The sequence below is a fragment of the Agromyces flavus genome, assembly GCF_900104685.1.
Taxonomy (GTDB): Bacteria; Actinomycetota; Actinomycetes; order Actinomycetales; family Microbacteriaceae; genus Agromyces; species Agromyces flavus.
The window spans coordinates 319,677-338,989 of sequence record NZ_LT629755.1 but is presented as its reverse complement, the minus strand read 5'-3'; the positions used below and the strand labels follow the sequence as shown (position 1 = coordinate 338,989).

The 19,313-nt window shown below is 73.3% G+C and carries 17 protein-coding genes and 1 pseudogene; 5 read left to right on the top strand and 13 right to left on the bottom strand.

The annotated features are described in order from the left end of the window. Positions 1–297: 297 nt before the first annotated feature. The 6 genes from BLT99_RS01655 to BLT99_RS01630 all read right to left on the bottom strand — a co-directional run bounded on the left by BLT99_RS01655 (position 298) and on the right by BLT99_RS01630 (position 6,942). Positions 298–1,743 carry a phytoene desaturase family protein gene (locus BLT99_RS01655; protein ID WP_092668726.1) on the bottom strand — a complete coding sequence of 482 codons (1,446 nt, stop codon included), beginning with the start codon at positions 1,741–1,743 and terminating at the stop codon, positions 298–300. Next, positions 1,740–2,786 carry an SDR family oxidoreductase gene (locus BLT99_RS01650; RefSeq protein ID WP_197675518.1) on the bottom strand — a complete coding sequence of 349 codons (1,047 nt, stop codon included), beginning with the start codon at positions 2,784–2,786 and terminating at the stop codon, positions 1,740–1,742. The genes BLT99_RS01655 and BLT99_RS01650 overlap by 4 nt, the downstream gene beginning before the upstream one ends. Beyond that, the gene (locus tag BLT99_RS01645; protein WP_092675430.1) at positions 2,783–3,262 is read right to left on the bottom strand and encodes an SRPBCC family protein; all 480 of its coding nucleotides are present in this window, start codon (positions 3,260–3,262) and stop codon (positions 2,783–2,785) included. The genes BLT99_RS01650 and BLT99_RS01645 overlap by 4 nt, the downstream gene beginning before the upstream one ends. Before the next feature lie 326 nt (positions 3,263–3,588). Beyond that, a complete protein-coding gene (locus tag BLT99_RS01640) occupies positions 3,589–4,638 on the bottom strand; it encodes an LLM class F420-dependent oxidoreductase (protein WP_092668723.1) in 1,050 nt (349 codons plus the stop codon). Between the two features lie 159 nt (positions 4,639–4,797). Then, complete coding sequence (locus tag BLT99_RS01635; protein WP_166670942.1) at positions 4,798–6,126, bottom strand: adenylate/guanylate cyclase domain-containing protein; 1,329 nt, start codon at positions 6,124–6,126, stop codon at positions 4,798–4,800. Positions 6,127–6,240: 114 nt separating this feature from the next. Further along, the gene (locus tag BLT99_RS01630; RefSeq protein WP_092668721.1) at positions 6,241–6,942 is read right to left on the bottom strand and encodes a DedA family protein; all 702 of its coding nucleotides are present in this window, start codon (positions 6,940–6,942) and stop codon (positions 6,241–6,243) included. Between the two features lie 146 nt (positions 6,943–7,088). Here BLT99_RS01630 and BLT99_RS01625 point away from each other — a divergent pair, with 146 nt between their 5' ends. After that, positions 7,089–8,267: a MarP family serine protease gene (locus tag BLT99_RS01625; RefSeq protein ID WP_092668720.1), complete on the top strand. Its 1,179-nt coding sequence runs from the start codon at positions 7,089–7,091 to the stop codon at positions 8,265–8,267. 9 nt (positions 8,268–8,276) lie between these two features. Here BLT99_RS01625 and BLT99_RS01620 read toward each other — a convergent pair whose 3' ends face one another. Both BLT99_RS01620 and BLT99_RS01615 read right to left on the bottom strand, forming a co-directional pair. Beyond that, the gene (locus BLT99_RS01620; RefSeq protein ID WP_092675427.1) at positions 8,277–9,203 is read right to left on the bottom strand and encodes an aldose 1-epimerase family protein; all 927 of its coding nucleotides are present in this window, start codon (positions 9,201–9,203) and stop codon (positions 8,277–8,279) included. Positions 9,204–9,213: 10 nt separating this feature from the next. Next, on the bottom strand, positions 9,214–10,038 hold the full coding sequence (locus BLT99_RS01615; RefSeq protein ID WP_092668719.1) for a DeoR/GlpR family DNA-binding transcription regulator: 825 nt from the start codon (positions 10,036–10,038) through the stop codon (positions 9,214–9,216). Between the two features lie 82 nt (positions 10,039–10,120). Between BLT99_RS01615 and galT the strand changes: the two genes are divergently transcribed. Further along, on the top strand, positions 10,121–11,281 hold the full coding sequence (gene galT, locus BLT99_RS01610; RefSeq protein ID WP_229724789.1) for a galactose-1-phosphate uridylyltransferase: 1,161 nt from the start codon (positions 10,121–10,123) through the stop codon (positions 11,279–11,281). Further along, a complete protein-coding gene (galK, locus tag BLT99_RS01605) occupies positions 11,278–12,438 on the top strand; it encodes a galactokinase (RefSeq protein WP_229724790.1) in 1,161 nt (386 codons plus the stop codon). The genes galT and galK overlap by 4 nt, the downstream gene beginning before the upstream one ends. A 5-nt stretch (positions 12,439–12,443) precedes the next feature. On the opposite strand, the gene BLT99_RS01600 is transcribed toward galK, so the two are convergent. Together BLT99_RS01600 and BLT99_RS01595 are read right to left on the bottom strand one after the other, a co-directional pair. After that, complete coding sequence (locus tag BLT99_RS01600) at positions 12,444–13,016, bottom strand: GNAT family N-acetyltransferase (protein ID WP_092668717.1); 573 nt, start codon at positions 13,014–13,016, stop codon at positions 12,444–12,446. Then, positions 13,013–13,516, bottom strand: coding sequence for a YbaK/EbsC family protein (locus BLT99_RS01595; protein ID WP_092668716.1), 504 nt, complete (start codon positions 13,514–13,516; stop codon positions 13,013–13,015). The genes BLT99_RS01600 and BLT99_RS01595 overlap by 4 nt, the downstream gene beginning before the upstream one ends. An 81-nt stretch (positions 13,517–13,597) precedes the next feature. Between BLT99_RS01595 and BLT99_RS01590 the strand changes: the two genes are divergently transcribed. Continuing rightward, positions 13,598–15,004 carry an APC family permease gene (locus tag BLT99_RS01590; protein ID WP_166670943.1) on the top strand — a complete coding sequence of 469 codons (1,407 nt, stop codon included), beginning with the start codon at positions 13,598–13,600 and terminating at the stop codon, positions 15,002–15,004. Positions 15,005–15,041: 37 nt separating this feature from the next. Continuing rightward, a complete protein-coding gene (locus tag BLT99_RS01585; protein WP_092668715.1) occupies positions 15,042–15,578 on the top strand; it encodes a gamma carbonic anhydrase family protein in 537 nt (178 codons plus the stop codon). Between the two features lie 216 nt (positions 15,579–15,794). Here the strand turns inward: BLT99_RS01585 and BLT99_RS18205 are convergent. The 3 genes and pseudogenes from BLT99_RS18205 to BLT99_RS01575 form a co-directional block, all read right to left on the bottom strand. Beyond that, a pseudogene (locus BLT99_RS18205) lies at positions 15,795–16,844 on the bottom strand (DUF6716 putative glycosyltransferase); the annotation flags it as partial. Then, positions 16,841–17,713, bottom strand: a complete 873-nt coding sequence (locus BLT99_RS01580) for an N-acetylneuraminate synthase family protein (protein WP_092668714.1) — start codon at positions 17,711–17,713, stop codon at positions 16,841–16,843. The pseudogene BLT99_RS18205 and the gene BLT99_RS01580, both read right to left, overlap by 4 nt. 17 nt (positions 17,714–17,730) lie before the next feature. Then, positions 17,731–19,149 carry an acylneuraminate cytidylyltransferase gene (locus tag BLT99_RS01575; RefSeq protein ID WP_092668713.1) on the bottom strand — a complete coding sequence of 473 codons (1,419 nt, stop codon included), beginning with the start codon at positions 19,147–19,149 and terminating at the stop codon, positions 17,731–17,733. Positions 19,150–19,313: the final 164 nt, after the last annotated feature.

The following is a 19,313-nucleotide window of genomic DNA, read 5'->3' as shown; positions in this document are numbered from 1 at the left end:
CCGAAATGCGTTGGATGACCGCCGCTATATGCTGGGACACCCTGAGAGCCCGAGGTACTCGCCCGTGGGCAGTGACAATCCGAGGGATTGGGCAATCAGCAGGTAACCGCAAGGGAACCTCAGAGACTACACGCGGCGCACCTGACCGGCTCGGCCGAAGGTGAAGATATAGTCCAGACTGCAAGCCGCGCAGCGGTGGCTGGGGAAACTCAGTGCAGCAAGTTAATCCGTGGGTCGAGAGTTCGAGTCTCTCTGGGGGCACCATGAGCCGAACGCGCCGGCGGAAGTTCGGCCGCGTCAGGGCGCGAGGCTCGGCAGCCGGGTGAGGCCGAACGTGTGGCGCAGCGCGCTGCGCGCGGCACGCCATCCGGCCAGGCCGTGCACGCCAGGACCCGGCGGGGTTGACGACGAAGCCAGGTAGATGCCCGAGAGCGGCGTGCGCCACGGGTCGGGTGAGATCACGGGCCGCCGGACGAGCTGCAGCATCGTGGCCGCGCCCGCGGCGATGTCGCCGGCGATGTAGTTGCGGTTGTCGTCCTGCATCTGCATCGCCGACCGCGACGACGACGCGAGGATCAGGTCGCGGAAGCCTGGCGCGAAGCGCTCGACCTGGCGCACGACGGCCTCGGTCGGGTCGACGGTCGAGCCGGCCGGAACGTGCGTGTACGTCCAGAGCGTGTGCTTGCCCTCGGGCGCGCGCGTCGGGTCGACGATCGACGGCTGCGACACGAGCACGTACGGCGACTTCGGATGGCGCCCCCGAGCGACCTCTCGCTCCCCCGCCGCGATCTCAGCCCGCGTGCCGCCGAGGTGCAGCGTGCCGGCTCCGGCGAGCGCCGCATTCGCCCAGGGCGCCGGTCCGGACAGCGCGAAGTCGACCTTGGCCGCGGCGTTGCCGTACCGGAAGCGCTCGAGCGCCCCGCGGTAGCGGTCGGGCAGGCGGCGACCGGCGATGCGCGCCAGCGCGCGTGGGGTCACATCGAGCACGACGGCGCGAGCGGCGGGCAGCGCCGCAAGGTCGTCGATCGCGACATCCGTCACCACCTCGCCGCCGTGCGCGACGAGGTCGTCGATCATCGCGCCGATGATCGCGCCGCTGCCCCCGACCGGGATGGGCCAGCCGCGCGCGTGCGCGTGCATCGTGAGCACCAGGCCGGCGCCCCCCGTCGCGAGGCTCGGCATGGGCCGGATGGTGTGAGCGGCGACGCCCGTGAGCATGGCGGGCGCGAGGTCGTCGCGGAACCGGGCGTTCCAGAGCGGCGAGCCCTGCTCGAGGGCCTTCAGTCCGAAGCGTGCGGCGACGAGCGGATGTCGCGGCACGCGCACGAGGGTCGACCCCGTGAACTCGGTCACCTCGTCGTCGTGCGCGACGAGCGGACGCATCAGCCGCGCGTACGCGCGCCCGTCGCGGCCGAGCTCGTCGACGGTCCGGTCGAGGTCGAGCCAGGCGAGGCCCGCACGACCCCCGTCGAGCGGGTGCCCGAAGGAGAGCTCGGGCACGCGAAGGTCGATGCGGCGCTCGAGGCCGAAGGCCCGGAAGAACGGCGACGCGAGCGCCATCGGGTGCACGGCCGAGCAGACGTCGTGGTGGAAGCCGGGCAGCGTGAGCTCGGCCGTGCGGGATCCGCCGCCCGGCTCGGGTGCCGCCTCGAAGACCTGCACCCGGAGTCCGGCGCGCGCGAGCGTGACCGCCGCCGCGAGCCCGTTGGGCCCCGATCCGACCACGACGGCATCGGGGGTCATCGGCGGGGGCTCCGGCGGGCGCGGTCGGCGATCCGGACGGCCGCCCAGACGATTCCGGCCGCCGCGAGCGCCCCGGCGGCGCGCCGATGCGTGACCGCCCACAGCTGCGGTGACCACCTCACGGCTTCGCGTCCGTAGACGCCGCGCGTGCCCACATCGCCGGGCGTCGGTTCCCACAGGTTGTCGGGGAGCATGTCCCCATCATGCCGCGGGCTCTGCTGCAGGCGTCGGCCGAATCGCGCGAAGAACCGGTCGAGGCCGCCGGGCCAGAATCGTCCGCCGAGCGCCATGATCGACGTCGGCTCAGCGACCCAGGTGCGGAGCCGTGGTCGGCGCACGACCGCGAGCACGGCGCGCGCGCATGCCTCGGGCGTGAACGGGATGGGCAGGGGTCGCGACGCGTGCGGAAGCCCGGCGCGGGCGATCCACCGGTACTGCGGCGTGTCGATGGCGGGGAAGTCGAGCATCGAGAGCCGGACGCGGCTGCGTCGCATGCGCAGCTCCGCCGCGACTGCTTCGCCGAAGCCCCTCGTCGCGGCCTTCGCGCCGGAGTAGGCGGCCATGAGCGGCACCCCGTGATGCGCGACGCCCGAACCGAGCACGACCACGTGGCCGCGGTCGCGCGGCACCATGCGGGCGAGCGCCGCGCGCGCCCCGTTGACGGTGCCGTGGTACGTGACGTCGGTCACGCGTTCGAAGTCGTCGGATGCCACGTCGAGGAATTCGCCCGCGATGCCGACCATCGGGCCGGTCACCCAGAGGTCGATCGGCCCGAGCGCACGCTCGACGGCGTCAGCGGCCGCGTCGACCGCGGCGCCGTCGGCGACGTCGACCCGAACCCCCAGAGCCGGACCACCCGCGGCCCGTTCGAGCTCGTCGGCCACCGACCCGAGCCGGCCCTGGTCGCGCGCGAGCACGGCGACGCGCCATCCGTCGGCGGCGAGCCCACGTGCGACGGCGAGGCCCAGCCCGGCGGTGCCGCCCGCGACCACCGCGACGCGGGCGGTCGGATCGGCGCGCCGCGCGCCACCCGCCCCGGTCACGTCGCGCCGGCTCCGGTCGTCGCGACGGCATGGGGCCGCACCCGCCATCGCCCCTCGGCGAGATGCGACAGCCGCCGGAGGGTTTCGCGGTTCCGGATGCGCATGAGCGGCTCGCGGATGAGCGCGGGCACGTACCGGCCGGGGCCTTCCGCCGGTCGCTCGGTGATGCGGACGAGGCATCCACCACCCGACGCCCGCACCTCGATCACGACGTCGGCCTCGCCGATCGGCCAACCTCGCGCGCGGAAGGCCGCGCGTTCCGGCGGTGCCCACGCGCGGCTGGAGGTCGTGTCGTCGAGCACGAGGGGCCAGGCGCCGACCGAGTGGTGCAGGCGCGAGCCCGCGGCGGGCCAGTCGGGGTCGACCGCGCGCATGCGGCTCGCGCCCACGACCCAGGCGGCGTAGAGCCATCCGTCGGCCAGCACGTCGAACACGGCCTGCGGCGGACAGTCGAACCGCCGGACGTTCTGCGACATCGCGCCTCCCGCGGCGCCGGCCGTGCGTCGACGCGGCGCCTGGACACGATCGTAGGAAGCGATGGCCGCGGCCCGGAGGGGGTTGACGGCCGGACGACGGGGCGTGGGCACCGCCCGGCGGGCCGAGAGGGCTACGGCCTCATCGCCCCGCCACGGCGGCTCCTCCCCAGGTTCCCCTTCCGCATCTCGCGAGCGGTGGACTGAGCGTACGCGCTGGCCTCGGTGCGACCTACACCCTCGAACTGGGGCTGGACGCGGGGGCCGATGGTGCGGAGAAGTCGAGGCACCCTCGCGATCGGTCGACGACGGCCGAACCGGCGGCGAGCTCAGCCGACGAGCCTCCGCAGGCCGGACATGATGGCCACGCGCTCCTCGGAATTCCGCGCCAACGGGGTGACGGTGAGCGTGGTCACGCCGGCGGCGGCGAACGCGGCGATGCGCTCGCCCACCTCGGTCGGCGACCCGATCAGCGAGATCGCCCGGACGAGCTCGTCGGGCACCGCGGCGATCGCCTCGTCCCGCCGTCCGGCGAGGTAGAGCTCCTGGATGCGGCCGGCCTCCTCGGCGTAGCCGTAGCTCGCGATCAGGTCGTTGTAGAAGTTCTTGCCGCGCGCGCCCATGCCCCCGACGTAGAGCGCCAGGTTCGGCTTGACGGCCGCGATCGCGGCGGCCGCGACATCCGCTCGGTCGGTGATCGCGACGGCCGGGCTCGCGAACACGTCGAGCGGGCCGAGATCGGCGGCGCGCCTCGAACGGCCGGCCTCGAGCGACGCGCCCCACACCTCGCCGGCCCGCTCGGGGTGGAAGAACATCGGCAGCCAGCCGTCGGCGATCGCGGCGGTCTGTTCGACCGACTTCGCGCCGAGGGAGGCGATCGTGATCGGGATGCGCTCCCTGACGGGGTGGTTGATCAGCTTCAGCGGCTTGCCGAGGCCGGTGCCCTCGCCCTCGGGCAGCGGGATGCGGTAGTGCCGGCCCTGATGCACGACTGGCTCACGGCGCCACGTCATGCGGCAGATGTCGACGATCTCGCGCGTGCGGCCGAGCGGGGCGTCGTAGGCGAGGCCGTGGAAGCCCTCGATGACCTGCGGGCCCGAGGCCCCGATGCCGAGCTCGAATCGACCGCCCGACACGTAGTCGAGCCCCGCGGCCGTCATCGCCGTGAGGGTCGGCGTGCGCGTGTACAGCTGCAGGATGCCGCTCATCAGCGTCATGCGCGCCGTGCGCGCGGCGAGGAACCCGAGCTGGCTCACCGCGTCGAACGAATACGCCTCGGGCACGGCGACGAGGTCGACCCCCGCGCGCTCGAGCTCCTCGACCTCGTCGGCGACCTCGCGGAAACCTCCGGCGTAGTTCAGGAACATGCCGACGCGCATGCGTCACTCCTCGTCGTCGCGGGTGTTCGGGATGGCGGCGCGCCCGGCGCGGCCACGCTCGACCCTAGTGGACGACGTGCGCAGGGGCGGCGTGATGCGAGGCCGTCCACAACTCCCCGCGAGTCGGAGTGTGCTCGAGTTGGTGCCCACCGACATCCCTCAGGTCTGGGCCGCCATTCGGAAGAGGTGCCATGCTCCGGGGACGCCCTTCAGCCGGTGCGATCCGACCGATTCGAATCGCAGGCCCGATCCGTCGACGAGGACCCGGACGGTGTCGGTGACGAACACCTCGCCGGCGCCTGCGTGCGATGCCACGCGTGCCGCGACGTGCACGGCGATGCCGATGAGATCCGCCCCGTCGACCAGCACCTCTCCGCAGTGCATCCCGGCGCGCAGCCCGAGGCCGATCCCCGCCGCATCCCTCACCGCCTCGCCGGCGAAGCGGAGCCCCGACGAGGGCAGCGGGAAGCACGCGACGAACCCGTCGCCTGCGGTGTTCACCTCGCGTCCGCCGTACCGGGCGAGCGACCTGCGAAGCGACTCGCGATGCGACGAGAGCTGGTTGCGCCACTTCAGGTCGCCCTCCCGGGCGAGTGTCGTGGTCGAGCCGACCACGTCGGTGAACACGATGCTCGCGAGCTCGCGCCGGCCGCCGCTGCGCGTGCCGACGAGGAACTCCTCGATGTCATCCACGGCGTCGTCGGAGGGGATCATGAACGGAACGGACGCTGGGGTTCTGGCAAGCCGTAGGCGTCCGCGGGGCAGCTCGTCCGCCAGCCACTCGAAGGGCTCGCTGGGCGCACCCGGCAGACCGACGTTGTGGATGACCAGCACGGGCACGTCGACGTGCGGGAGGTACGCGCGGATGTCGAGGTCGAGCGCGTCTTCGAACACCCGAACAGCCCCGCTCGGCGGCACTGAGAGACGCTCGTACCTCGCCACCCATTCGATCAGCCGAGGATCACTCGCCCATTCCGGCGCCATCAGTCGCGACGCGACCGTCTGGCCCCAGCCCAGCGTGATGAACTTCCGCATGGCCGCTTCACCCAGGCGAGACGTGAATCCCCATGGGAAGCCTTCGACCGGACGGCCCGCCGCGAGCACCTCATTCGCCACCACGGACTCGACGCGGCCCGGATGGCGGGCAGCAGTCACGAGGCACGTGGCCCCGCCGTCGAACCAGCCGAGCAGGACGGCCCGCGTGCTCTCGGCCGCGTCGAGTACCGCGATGAGGTCGTCGCTGTGCTGCTCGACCGTCACCCGCTCGGTGCTCCGGTCGGACATCCCCGTACCGCGCTTGTCGAAGAGGATCACCCTGCCGAGGTGGGTGAGCCGTTCGACGAACTCGGCGTTCTCGGTGAGTTCTAGGAACACGTCGACGTTCGAGACGAGGGGGAAGGCCAGGACGAGGTCGCGCGGTCCCTCGCCGATCACCTTGTAGGCGATATCGGCGTCACCACTGCGGACGAACTCGGTGGCGGGGATCACGATGCTCCGACGCATCGGCACCGATGGGCGCCGATGCGTGCGCGACTGATTGGAGCCGCCTCGCTCACCCGTCCACGGTAGTACCGTGACGCCCCCGACCTCGGGACCTGCGGCCTAGAGGCCGCCCTCGGTCGCCTCGCCGCGGCCGACGCGACGACGGTGCTCGCGCATGCGGACCACGCGCCTGACTACGAACGCCCCGACGGCGAGCACCGCGGCGACGATGACGACGAGCTGGAACGCGTCGGCCCACGGCTCGACGAGGTGCCAGCTCTCGCCGAGCGCGAAGCCCGCCAGGACGAACGCGGTGTTCCAGATGGCGCTGCCGACGGTCGTCAGGAGGAGGAACAGCGTGAGGCGCATGCGCGTGACGCCGGCCGGCACCGAGATGAGGGACCGGAAGAGCGGAATCATCCGCCCGAAGAACACCGCAGCGCGGCCGTGACGGCGGAACCACGCCTCCGTGCGGTCGACGTCGGCGACGTCGACGAGCGGCATGGCCTTCGCCACCGCGCGCGTGCGCTCGCGGCCGAGCATGGCGCCGACGGCGTACAGCGCGAGCGCGCCGACGACGGAGCCGAGCGTCGTCCAGAAGAGCACCTCCGCGAGCGTGAAGGATCCCTGGCTGGCGGTGAAGCCCGCGAGGGGCAGGATCACCTCGCTCGGCAGTGGCGGGAACAGGTTCTCGAGCGCAATCGCCAGGCCGGCGCCCGGAGCGCCGAGCGTCTCCATGACGTCCACGGCCCACGCGGCGAGGCCGGTGAGGTCGGATTCGGCGGCGGCGGTGGCGGTCGGGATCGCGATCGTCGTCGTCATGCGTTCGACGCTACGGGAACGCGCCTGAGCGGTCGGTGGGACCGGCTCCCGGGTCCGCGCGGGGGAAAACCCCCGGGTCTCGCGCCCACAGCGTGCTCCGAGCCGTGTGCGCGAGGCTGGAGGGCACAGCAGATCGGAGCGTCGCGATGCCCTGGAGCCTCATCCTCGACATCCTGCTCGTGCTCGTCCTCGTCGGCGCGCTCGTGCACGGATGGCGTGCGGGACTCCTGCGCAGCCTCGGCGGGCTGCTCGGGCTCATCGCGGGCGGCATCGCCGCGTATCTCGCCATGCCCTGGGTGGTGTCGTTCATCGCCGCGCCGGAGTGGCGGGCCCCGGTCGCGATCGCCGTCGCCGTGCTCCTGCTCGTGGCGGGCGTCGCCCTCGGCACCTCGATCGGACGCGCATTGCGGCGCGGCGCCGACGCCGTGAAGCTCGGGATCGTCGACCGGATCCTCGGCGCGATCGTGAACACCATGGTGGCGGCGTTCGTCATCGCGCTCGTCGGTGCGGGCGTGTCCACGATGGGCGTGCCGGTCGTGTCGCCCGCGGTCGCGAACTCGTGGGTCGTCCGCGGCATCGAACAGGTCACCCCGCCGCCCGCGCGCACCCTCATGGCCGAGTTGCGCACCGCGGCGGTCGGCGAGGCGATCCCCTGGCTCGTCGGCGTGCTCGACGGGCCGACCGTCGCACCCGACCTGCCGACGGGCGGCGTCGACGATCCCGAACTGTCCGCCGCAGCGGCATCCGTCGTGCGGGTCACCGGCCTGGCCTACGAGTGCGGCGGAAACCTGACGGGCTCGGGCTTCGTGGTGGCCGAGGATCGGGTCGTGACCAACGCGCACGTCGTCGCCGGGGTCGACGAGCCCATCGTCGAGGCGCCCGGACGCGGCCCGGTCGCCGGTCGCGTCGTCGCGTTCGACGCCGAGAAGGACCTCGCGGTGATCGCGGTCGACGGGTTGGGCGTCCAGCCGCTCGGGCTCGCCGACGCGCCTGCGGCCGATGCCGACGTCGCGGTGGCGGGCTATCCGTTCGGCGGCCCGCTCGAGCTTCGGCCCGCCCGCGTCATGGCGACCGGGCCGATCACCATCTCGATCGACGGCGACGACTCGTCGCGCGACGTCGTCACGCTCGCGGCCGACGTCGACCACGGCAACTCGGGCGGGCCCGTGCTCACGGGCGAGGGGCTCGTCGGCGGCGTGGTGTTCGCGAAGTCGCAGACGGTCGACAACGTGGGCTTCGCCGTGCCGGTCGGCACGCTCGAGCCCCTCGCCGACGAGGCGCCCTCGCTCAGCGAGCGCGTCGACTCGGGCAGCTGCGTCGGCTGAGGCTGAGCGTCACTCGGCGGTGAAGCCGGCGAAGCGGATGCCCCAGCTGAGCTCCCACTGCTCGCCCGGATCGAGCCACCGGAGCCCACGGCCCGAGTTGAACGCGTCGGCGGGCGCGGTCATGGGCTCGACCGCGATGGCCTTGCTCTCCCCCGGGTAGGACTCGGTCGTGAACACCTGGACGTAGGCGAACTCGTCGTCGGCCCACACCGACACGGTACGGCCGTCAGGCGCGACGAGCGTGTGCTCCACGGTGCCGTCGACGGCGGCGAGCCCGCCGAACGCGTCGTCGAGCTGCACGTCGCCGACGCGACGCCCCTCGCGGAAGTCCCACTCGGTGTCATCGACCGGCACCTCGCCGGTCGGCAGGAGGCGGTCGTCGACCTCGATGTGGCTCGCGGCGTCGAGACGCAGCACGAGCTCCTCGGTGGGGACGTCGCCGATCTTCAGGAACGGGTGCGTGCCCACCGCGACGGGCGCGGGCTCTCCGCCGAGGTTCTCGAGGAAGTGGGTGACCTTCAATCCGTCGGCGACGAGCTCGTAGCGCACCGCGGTGCGCACGGTGAACGGATACCCCATCTGCGGGTAGATGGTCGCGGCGAGGGTGACCGAGTCGCGGTCCTGCTCGACGGGGGTGTACTCGGCGTATCGGAGGAGCCCGTGGATGGCGTTGGCGCGCGCCGGCTCGGTGATCGCGAGCTGGTACTCGCGGCCGTCGTGGCTCCACTTGCCGTCGCGGATGCGGTTGGGCCACGGCACCAGCACGATGCCCGAGCCCGAGGGCGGCGTCTCGTCCTCGCCGTAGGCGGGAACGAGGTCGATGTCGTTGATCGAGAGCGTGCGGAGTCCGGCGGCGACGGCGGTGATGGCGGCTCGCACGTCTCCGGTGGAGGTGGACGTCTCGAGCACGAACTGGTCGCCCGTGGGGTGCGTCATGGAGACCACCTTAGGGCCGCTCGGGCTCGTGGGCGACGAGCACCTCGAGCCCGGCGTCGCGCAGCTCGCCGACGAGCACGGCCGGCGCCGCGGCATCCGTCACCAGTGCGTCGAACGCGTCGACGGGCCCGATGCGACCGAGGTGCGCCTCGCCGAGCTTGGATGCGTCGGCGACGATCACGGCGCGGGCCGCGCGTCGCAGCATGTGCGCCTTCACGGCCGCCTCGGGCAGGTTCGCGTTGGTCACGCCGAGCTTGGGATCGACGCCGTTGCAGCCGATGAACGCGAAATCGACATGCACGTCGTCGAGGATCGACCCGGCGAGCGGGTGCACGAGCGAGTGCTGCCGGGGCCGCAGCGTGCCACCCGTCACGATCACGGTGAACCGCGGGATCTCGGACTCGAGCTCGAGCGCGATGGAGAGCCCGTTGGTGAGGATGGTGACGTCATCGAGGTCGGCGCGGGCGCGCAGGGCGCGCGCAACCTGCAGGGTGGTCGTGCCGACATCGAGGATGACGCTCTGCCCGCTGCGCACGAGGGATGCGGCATGCTCGCCGATGCGCTGCTTCGGCACGACGGAGGCGGCGAGCGCCTCCTCGAAGCTGGGCTCGCGCTCGGGTCGCGCCTCGGCCGCGGGGGCGGACCCGGCGGGGACCGCGCCACCGTGCACGCGACGCACGAGCCCGGCACGCTCGAGCGCGTCGAGGTCGGCCCGTGCCGTGACGGGCGTCACGCCGAACGATTCGCTGAGCTCGGCGACGCGAACGAACCCGCGCTCGCTCACGAGGTCGGCGGCGAGCGAGCGGCGCCGTGCCGCCGTCAGGTCGGGGTCCATGTCGCTATTGTCGGATGCGCAAACAAACTTTGCAATACGAAACGCACTTGTTTCGCAAACGAAAACGGCGTACCGTGTCCGCGTGCACCAGACCGAAGCCGGCCTCCTCGACCCGCGCATCGCCGTGCGGAAGTCGACGCTCGCCGACGGCCGCGAGCTCATCTACTACGACGACGCCGACAGTGTTCTCCCGGCCGAGCGGGCCATCGACGCGCGCACGCTCGACGCCCGACCCGGCACCGCCGAGATGCGCCAGGACCCGCTGACCGGCGACTGGATCTCGATCGCCGCCGCCCGGCAGAACCGCGTGTTCCTCCCACCGGCCGACGCCGACCCGCTCGCGCCGCAGACCGAGACCAACCCGTCCGAGATCCCGAGCCTGTACGACGTCGCGGTCTTCGAGAACCGCTCGCCGTCGTTCGGCCCAGAGCTGCCCGAATGGGGCGAGGGGGCGGATGCCGCATCCGCCGCCGCCGCGGCGCTGACCGCGGTGCGCGACCTCGGCATCGAGCGCCGGCTCACGTCGCACGGGCGTTGCGAGGTCGTGTGCTTCAGCCCCGAGCACGAGGGTTCGTTCGGCACGCAGACCGTCTCGCGAGCGCGCACCGTGATCGAGGCGTGGGCCCACCGCACCGCAGCGCTGTCGGCGCTCCCCGGCGTGCAGCAGGTCTTCCCGTTCGAGAACCGCGGTCGCGACATCGGGGTGACGCTCCCCCACCCGCACGGCCAGATCTACGCGTACCCCTACGTCACGCCGCGCACCGAGCGGCTGCTCGACGCGATCGATGCGTACGGGCCGTCGCTGCAGGCCGACGTCCTCGAGCGCGAGCGCGCGGGCGAGCGCGTGCTCATCACGGGCGAGCACTGGACCGCGTACGTTCCGTTCGCCGCCCGCTGGCCGATCGAGGTGCACCTCGTGCCGCATCGGCACGTGCCCGACCTGGCGGCGACCGACGAGGCCGAGCGCGCCGAGCTCGCCCGGGTGTACCTGCGCCTGCTGCGCGGCGTCGACCGCCTCTACGACACCCCGACGCCGTACATCGCCGCGTGGCATCAGGCGCCCGTGCACGAGCGGCGCGACGAGGTGCGCCTGACGATGCAGCTGACGAGTCCGCGCCGCGGCGCCGAGCGGCTCAAGTACCTCGCCGGCTCCGAGGCCGCCATGGGCGCGTGGATCGGGGACGTGCCCCCGGAGGCGCAGGCCGCGGCATTGCGCGACGCGATCGAAGGAGTCGAGCTGTGACCGACCACGTGGCATCCGCCGAGCACGGATTCGCCGAGCAGTACGGCCGCCGGCCCGCGGGCGTCTGGTCGGCGCCCGGCCGCGTGAACCTCATCGGCGAGCACACGGACTACAACGACGGCTTTGTGTTCCCCTTCGCGATCGATCGCCGCACGACCGTGGCCCTCGGCGACCGCGACGACCGGCTCGTGCGGGTCGCCTCGACGTTCTCGCCCGAGACGGTCGAGGCGCACCTCGACACGCTGACTCCCGACACCGTGAGCGGATGGGCCGCCTACCCGCTCGGGGTGGTCTGGGCGCTCGCGGAGTTCGGCGCCGACCTCGAGCACGTTCGCGGGGTCGACCTGCACATCGACTCCGACGTGCCGGTGGGCGCCGGCCTCTCGTCGTCGGCCGCCATCGAGTGCGCCGTCGCGCTGGCCCTCGACGAGCACTGGGGCCTCGGGCTCGATCGGCCGACGCTCGCCAAGGTGGGCCGGCTCGCCGAGAACCGGGTGGTCGGCGCCCCGACGGGCATCATGGACCAATCCGCGTCGCTGCTCGGCGAGACCGACTCGGGCGTGTTCCTCGACTGCCGAAGCCTCGACGCCGACGTGATTCCGCTCGGCTTCGCCGAGGCGGGCCTCTCGCTGCTCGTCATCGACACGTGCGTGAGCCATACGCACGCCACCGGCGGGTACGCGGCACGTCGCGCCTCGTGCGAGGCGGGCGCCCGAGTCCTCGGCGTCGAGTCGCTGCGCGAGGTGCGAGTGGACGACCTCGACCGCGCGCGCGAGCTGCTCGACGACGAGACGTTCCGGCGGGTGCGCCACGTCGTGACCGAGGACCAGCGCGTGCTCGACACCGTGCGAACGCTCCGCGAACAGGGCCCCGGCGCGATCGGTGCGCTGCTCGACGCCTCGCACGTGTCGATGCGCGACGACTTCGAGATCTCGGTGCCCGAGCTCGACCTCGCCGTCGAGACCGCGCAGGCGGGCGGCGCCATCGGGGCGCGCATGACGGGCGGCGGATTCGGCGGCGCGGCGATCGCGCTCGTCGGCGACGAGCGCGTGCCCGAGGTGCGACGCCGCATCGAGGCGGCCTTCGCCGAACGCGGCTACCGCGAGCCGGCGATCTTCACGGTGCACGCCGCGCAGGGCGCGCGCCGCGACGCCTGAGCGGCTCAGCCGACCGGGTTCCATTCCTCCGCGAGGATCGCGTACGTGTACCCGTCGATCCAGCCGTGCTCGGCGTGCCAGGAGTCGCGCACGCCGTGCTGCTCGCGCCGCATGCCCGCCTTCTCCATGACGCGCCACGACGCGACGTTGTCGGCGAAGCAGGCTCCGGTGATCCGGCGCAGGCCCACCTCTGCGAACGCGATCTCGAGCAAGCCCGCGAGGATGTGGGTGGCGTAGCCCCGGCCGGCGTGATCGGGCGCGACGAGGTAGCCGATGAGCCCCTCTGCGTCGCGCCAGTCGTCACCGTCGAACTGGCCGATGCCGTCGATCACCTCGAGCGATCCCGTCCCGACGATCTCGCCGTCGAGCTCGGCCACGACCGAATGGTCGCGCGGGTCCTCGACGGCGCTGAGCCATCGCCGGCGGAAGGCGTCGGGCTCGACGGTGGTGTGCAGCAGCCATCGCGTCACCTCCGGTCGGTTCCGCCAGGCCAGGACCCGGTCGAGGTCCTCCCGCGTCGGCGGCCGGAGCACGAGCGGACCCGCCTGGCGCGGCCAAGTCACCTGAGCGTGCGTCATGTGCGCTGCGCGGGCTCGACCGCCGTCGGCGTGCCGCCCGTGATGCGGACGAGGTCGTCGTACGTGGTCGGGAACACCGTCTTCGCGTGCCCTGCGGCGGCCCACACCTCGTCGAACGCGGCGAGCTCGGTGTCGACGAACGTGCGTACCGGTGACGGGTGGCCCACGGGCGCGACGCCGCCGATCACCTGGCCGGTCGCCGCCTTCACGACCTCCTTCGAAGCACGGCCGAGGCGACCCCCGAGCTGCTCGCCGAGCCACTCGGTGTCGACCCGGTGCGCGCCCGAGGTCAGCACGAGGATCGGCTCGTCGTCGAGTGTGAACACGAGCGAGTTCGCGATCTGACCGACCTCCACGCCGAGCGCGTCGGCGGCGAGCTGCGCGGTGGTCACCGCGTCGTCGAACCACACGATCCGAGGCTCGAGGCCGTCGGCGGCGAGCGCGGCGACGACGCGGTCGACCGCGGCGTGCGAGGAGGCGGAGGTCTGCTCGGCAGGCATGCGTCGATCCTACGAGCGGATGCGGCATCCGCTCGCCTCAGTCGACGCGGGCCGTTCACCGGACTGTCGTAGGGTGCGAACGTGAACGCTTCCTCCTCGCCGTCGCCCTCGCACGACCGCCTCGCACGCCGGCTCGGACTACGCGACGCGGTCGCGATCGGCCTGGCCGCGATGATCGGCGCCGGGGTGTTCGCCGTGTGGGCGCCGGCCGCGCAGGCGGCGGGATCCTGGCTGCCGGCGGGGCTCGCGATCGCCGCCCTGGTCGCCTTCGCCAACGCCGGTTCGACGGCGCAGCTCGCAGTGCGCTACCCCGAGGCCGGCGGCGCGTACCGGTACGGCCGCGAGCGGCTCGGCGCGTGGCCCGGGTTCCTCGCCGGCTGGGGGTTCGTCGTCGGCAAGACCGCGAGCTGCGCGGCGATGGCGATGACGGCGGCCGCGTACCTCGTGCCCGCGGCGTGGCAGAAGCCGGTCGCGATCGTCGCGGTGGTCGCGCTCGTCGCCGTGAACGTGCTCGGCGTGACGCGCACGGCTCGCGTCGCGAGCATCATCGTGTCGGCGGTGATCGCAGTGCTCGTCGTGGTGGTGGCGGGCGGGATCGCAGCGATCGCCGACGGCGGGTGGGCGGCCGGCGATCCGGCGGCCGCCGCGTCCGGGGTCCCTCCCGTCGGGCTCGCGGATGACGCCGCATCGCCGATCGCGGGCGCGTACGGCGTGCTGCAGGCCGCCGCCCTCATCTTCTTCGCGTTCGCCGGCTACGCGCGCATCGCGACGCTCGGCGAGGAGGTGCGCGAGCCCACGCGCACGATCCCGCGCGCGATCGGGGTCGCGTTCGGCATCGTGCTCCTCGTGTACGCCGCCGTCGGGGTCGCTGCGCTCGGCGCCCTCGGGGCGAGGGCGCTCGCCGAGTCATCCGCCCCGCTCGTGGACGTCGTGGGCGAGGCCGGATGGCTCTGGGCCGAGCCCGTCGTGCGGATCGCGGCGGGCGTCGCGGCGCTCGGGTCGCTGCTGGCGCTCATCGCGGGCGTCGGCCGCACGAGCCTCGCGATGGCGCGGGATGGCGAGCTCCCGCGCCCGCTCACCTCGGTGCATCACCGGTTCGGCGTGCCGCACGTCGCCGAGCTCACGGTCGGCGTCGCGGTCGTCGTGCTCGTGCTCGTCGCCGACCTGCGCGGGGCGATCGGGTTCTCGTCGTTCGGCGTGCTGCTCTACTACCTCGTGGCGAACTCGTCGGCGCTCACGCAGTCGGCGGCCGAGCGGCTGGTTCCGCGCTGGCTGTCATGGCTCGGGGCGATCGGATGCGCCGTGCTCGTCGTCACCCTGCCGATCGCGTCGATCGTGGCGGGGGTCGCGGTGTTCGCGGCGGGTGCGGCGGTGCGCGCCATCCGCCTCGCCGTCGCCGGCCGTCGCCGCCCCTCATCGATTCAGGAGCACGGAGGAAACTCAGGACCGGATCGGCGGAATCGTCCTGAGCCGCCTCCGTCCTCCTGAAACGGGACCGCGCCGCGGGCCGGAATAGGCTGGCCGCATGAGCGCCGATCCGTCCGCCCGCATCCTCACCATCGCCGGCATCCCAGCGCCCGAGCTCGACCCCAGTGCGTTCGTCGCGCTCGGCGCGGTCGTCGTCGGGCAGGTGCGCCTCGCCGCACGCTCGAGCGTCTGGTACAACGCGGTGCTGCGGGCCGAGGCCGAGACGGTCACGCTCGGCGAGAGGTCGAACCTGCAAGACGGCGTGGTCTGCCACGTCGACGCGGGCTACCCCGTCACGGTCGGCAGCGGCGTCTCGGTCGGGCACCGTGCGGTGCTGCACGGGTGCACGGTCGAGGACGACTGCCTGATCGGCATGGGCGCGACCATCCTCAACGGCGCCGCGATCGGCCGGGGCTCACTCGTCGCGGCCGGCGCCGTGGTGCTCGAGGGCACGGTCGTTCCCCCGGGTTCGCTCGTGGCCGGCGTGCCGGCGAAGGTCCGGCGCGAGCTCACCGCCGACGAGCAGGCCGGAATCCGCCGCAACGCCGAGGCGTACCTCGCGCACGTCGATCGGCACTCCGCGCCCGTCGACTGAGCCGACGAGCACGCGGCGCAGCCGACGCAGGCGTCGGACGACGGCGCGGACCGGCACGCCCCCGACCCACGCGAGGCGACCCGTCAGGCTGCGGTCGTGGGCGCCGAGCATGCGACGCCGTTCGAAGGCCCGGCGCAGCGCGCCGCCCCAGAGGTCGTGGCGGCGCTCGAGCGGCGGCAGCGGCACGATCTCGCGCGCCGAGACGAGCGCCTCGAGCCGGCCGGCCCAGTCATCGGCGTCGGGCTCGTGGAAGTAGTTGTCGGCGAGCCACCCCGGATCGGCGTGTCGGAAACGTCCCGCGACGAGGTCGGTCGTCGAGCCGAACAGCCCGGCGCCCTCGAACACGGTGTTGATCATCGCCGGGGAGACGCCGAAGTCGTCGACGAGCAGCGCCGGCAGGTCGCGGGCGACGGCCTCGAGCGCGGCCGTCGAGCTCACGGTCACGAGCGCGGCAGCGCGATCGAGCTGGTCCGCCATGGGTCCGTCCTCGACGACGAGATTCGCCGGGGCGTCGTGGAGTTCGGCGAGCAGGTCGGCGTAGTCGTGCTCCTCGGCGTGCGTCTGCGCCTCGCCCCTGCGGGCGCGCACCTTCACGACGACGCGGTGCGGTGCCCGGCGGCGGGCGAGCTCGGCGAGTGCGGCGAGCAGCTCGAGCCGGTCGTCGCGCTCGGCGGGCACCTTGGCCTGGGCGGCGAAGACGATGTCGGTCGCGGCGGCGCGGTCGCCCGCCTCGCCGGCGAGGAACGGCAGGGTCGCGAGTCCGAACATGGGGTCGACGCCGAGGTCGTCGGCGTTCGCGCGGAAGTCGCGCACCTCGCGACGGCTGTGCAGCACGATCAGGTCGGTCTGCTCGCGATAGACGACGGCCTTGGGCACGGCGGGGATCGTCAGGCCGGGGAAGCCGCTGAGGATCGCGGGTCGGTTCGGTCGGCGGTTCAGCCGGGGCGCAACGACCCGCACGAACGGACCGCGGAGCGCGAGCAGCACCGCGTGCGGGTCGAACCCGTCGAGCTCGTCGTCGAGGCCGCCGGCGCCGCCGCGCGGCTCGAGCGGGATGGTCAGAACCTCGGCCGGCTCGAATCGGGTGCCCGCGAGCGCATGCCTGAGCTGCCGCGCGCTCGGCTGCACGGGCGAGGCGATCACGACGAGCCGCGCGGTCCATTCGGGGCCCAAGGTCGACGCGAGTGCGGCGCCCCACTTCACGTACGAGTCGGCGTCGGCGACGACGAGCAGGCGCCGCGCCGCGGCATCCGCTCGGGAACTCACGCGAGCACCCGGCGGAGCTTGGCCTTCGGCGCCTCCTCGCCCGGGTACACGCGCTTGACGCCGTCGCCGAGCGCATCGTCGATGATGCGGATGTCGCGCACGAGGTGGTCGAGGCCCTGCGGCTCGAGCGACGCCGAGTGGTCGGATCCCCACATCGTGCGGTCGAGCGTGATGTGCCGCTCGACCGCGACCGCGCCGAGCGCCACGGCGGCGAGCGAGATCTGCAGGCCGCGCTCGTGCCCCGAGTAGCCGACCGGCACGCCCGGAAAACGCTGCTTGAGCGCCGGGATCATGAGCAGGTTGGCCTCCTCGGGCGGCATGGGGTAGCTCGAGGTCGCGTGCAGGATCACGAGCCGCTCGGTGCCCAGCACCGTGACCGCGCGGTCGATCTCGTCCATGGTCGACATGCCGGTCGAGAGGATGACGGGCTTGCCGGTGTCGCGCACCGCCTCGAGCAGCTCGAGGTCGGTCACCGAGGCCGACGCGATCTTGTACGCGACCACCCCGGAGGACTCGAGGTCGGCGACGGCCGGGACGTCCCACGGCGAGGCGAACCAGTCCACGCCGTGCAGCGCGGCGTGATCGGCGATCTCGGCGTACTCGTCGCGGCCGAACTCGACGCGGTGCCGGTACTCGAGGTAGCTCATCGTGCCCCACGGCGTCTCGCGCGGCATGAGCCTCATGTGCTCGGGCGTCGAGATGTCGGGCGTGCGCTTCTGGAACTTCACCGCCTGGGCGCCCGCCTCGGCGGCGACCTCGATGAGGCGCTTGGCGATGCCGAGGTCGCCGTTGTGGTTGAGGCCGATCTCGGCGATGACGTAGACGGGCTCGTACTCGCCGATCGCGGCGTGACCGAGGCGCACGGACATGCGGGGCTCGCTTTCGTTCAGGGTGCGGTGACGGTGCCGGAGGCCGCGGCGGCGATGGCCTCGCGCTGCAGCCGGGTCGGGTGGGCGGGGTCGAGCTCGCCGGGCTCGCGGGTCGCGGCCCTGGCGTCGGTGTCGTCGGCGTCGGCGTCGTCGGATGCCGCGACGCGGCGCTTCGCTGCGCGGGCGGCGAGCACGAGGTCGGCGAGCTCGCGCACCGCGCCGTGCCCGCCGTGCCGCTGCAGCACGTGGCGCGCCCGTTCGAGCGCGTCGGGCGCGGCATCCGGCACCGCGAGGGGCCACCCGACGAGGTCGAGCGCGGGGATGTCGCCGCGGTCGTTGCCGAGGTAGGCGATGCGGTCGAGTCGGATGCCGCGGGCGGCCGCCCACTCGCGCAGCGCCGAGCCCTTGTCGGAGAGGCCCTGCACGCAGTCGACGCCGAGCTTCTCGGCGCGGCGGCTCACGACGGGGTTCGCCTCGGCGCTCAGGATCAGCACGGGGATGCCCGCGTCGCGCAGCCGTGCGACGCCGGCGCCGTCGGCGCGGCTCACCCGCACCGACTCGCGGCCGAGCTCGTCGACCGTCGCGGTGTCGTCGGTGTGCACGCCGTCGAAGTCGGTCACGACCGCGTCGACGTCGATGAACGGATGGCGCGGGTCCGCGATCCACGCGCTGCCGGCGCCCGCGCGCCGCGCCTGCGCGGAGCCGATCGCGGCGGCGAGCCGGCGGTCGATCCGTGGCGCGAGCGCCCGGGCGCGCGCGAGGTCGGCGGAGTCGTCGATCTCGATCGCATGGTCCGGGTGGACCGCCTGGATGCCGATGCGGCCGAAGAACCGATGCTGCGCCTGGAGGAACCCCGCGGTGCGGAACACGTAGAACGCACCGGTCTCGAGGTACTCGGGTTCGCGGTCCTGCCGGCGCGGGCGATGCGACGGATCGTGGTTGACGCCGATGGCGCTCGCGCCGTCCGCGTCATCCGCTCGCTCACGCCAGAGGAAGCCGTGCGTCGGCGTCGCGGCGAACACGATGTCGCGCTCGCCGATCGCGACCCGCTCGACGGCCGCCTCGAGGTCGGCGGGGTCGATGAAGGGCGAGGTCGCCTGCAGGAAGACCGTGATGGCGTCGGGCGCGCCCGGGGCGTCGAATCCGAGCGCCTCGAGCGCGTGCCGCACCGCCGACTCGCTCGACGCCGCCGGCCCCGCGAGCTCGGCGGGCCGGGCCACCACCTCGGCTCCCGCGGCGAGCGCGGCGTCGGCGATCTCCTCGTCGTCGGTCGTGACGACGACGCGGTCGATGCGCTCGGCGGCGAGCGCCGCGTGCGCCGCCCGGGCGACGAGCGGCACGCCGCCGATGCGGGCGACGTTCTTGCCCGGAAGGCCCTGCGAGCCGCCACGCGCGGGAATGATGGCGACCGTCGATCCGGCGCGCTCCCTGCTCATGCCGCGAAGCTATGCGCGCCATCCGTCCACGGGGTGCACGCCGGGTGAACGCCCGTCGACCGTCGGTGAAGTTCCGGTACGCACTGTGGGATCGGCAGAGAACTGCCGATCCAGCCACCCCATGTCGTCAATCAGGCGCTGAGGCGAGTGATTCGGTGAATTTC

Coding starts and splice junctions, on each gene's coding strand:
- BLT99_RS01655 (WP_092668726.1), bottom strand. CDS start 1,743: ATGACCCCCGATGCCGTCGTGGTCGGATCGGGGCCCAACGGGCTCGCG.
- BLT99_RS01645 (WP_092675430.1), bottom strand. CDS start 3,262: ATGTCGCAGAACGTCCGGCGGTTCGACTGTCCGCCGCAGGCCGTGTTC.
- BLT99_RS01640 (WP_092668723.1), bottom strand. CDS start 4,638: ATGCGCGTCGGCATGTTCCTGAACTACGCCGGAGGTTTCCGCGAGGTC.
- BLT99_RS01630 (WP_092668721.1), bottom strand. CDS start 6,942: ATGACGACGACGATCGCGATCCCGACCGCCACCGCCGCCGCCGAATCC.
- BLT99_RS01625 (WP_092668720.1), top strand. CDS start 7,089: ATGCCCTGGAGCCTCATCCTCGACATCCTGCTCGTGCTCGTCCTCGTC.
- BLT99_RS01620 (WP_092675427.1), bottom strand. CDS start 9,203: ATGACGCACCCCACGGGCGACCAGTTCGTGCTCGAGACGTCCACCTCC.
- BLT99_RS01615 (WP_092668719.1), bottom strand. CDS start 10,038: ATGGACCCCGACCTGACGGCGGCACGGCGCCGCTCGCTCGCCGCCGAC.
- BLT99_RS01600 (WP_092668717.1), bottom strand. CDS start 13,016: ATGACGCACGCTCAGGTGACTTGGCCGCGCCAGGCGGGTCCGCTCGTG.
- BLT99_RS01595 (WP_092668716.1), bottom strand. CDS start 13,516: ATGCCTGCCGAGCAGACCTCCGCCTCCTCGCACGCCGCGGTCGACCGC.
- BLT99_RS01585 (WP_092668715.1), top strand. CDS start 15,042: ATGAGCGCCGATCCGTCCGCCCGCATCCTCACCATCGCCGGCATCCCA.
- BLT99_RS01580 (WP_092668714.1), bottom strand. CDS start 17,713: ATGTCCGTGCGCCTCGGTCACGCCGCGATCGGCGAGTACGAGCCCGTC.
- BLT99_RS01575 (WP_092668713.1), bottom strand. CDS start 19,149: ATGAGCAGGGAGCGCGCCGGATCGACGGTCGCCATCATTCCCGCGCGT.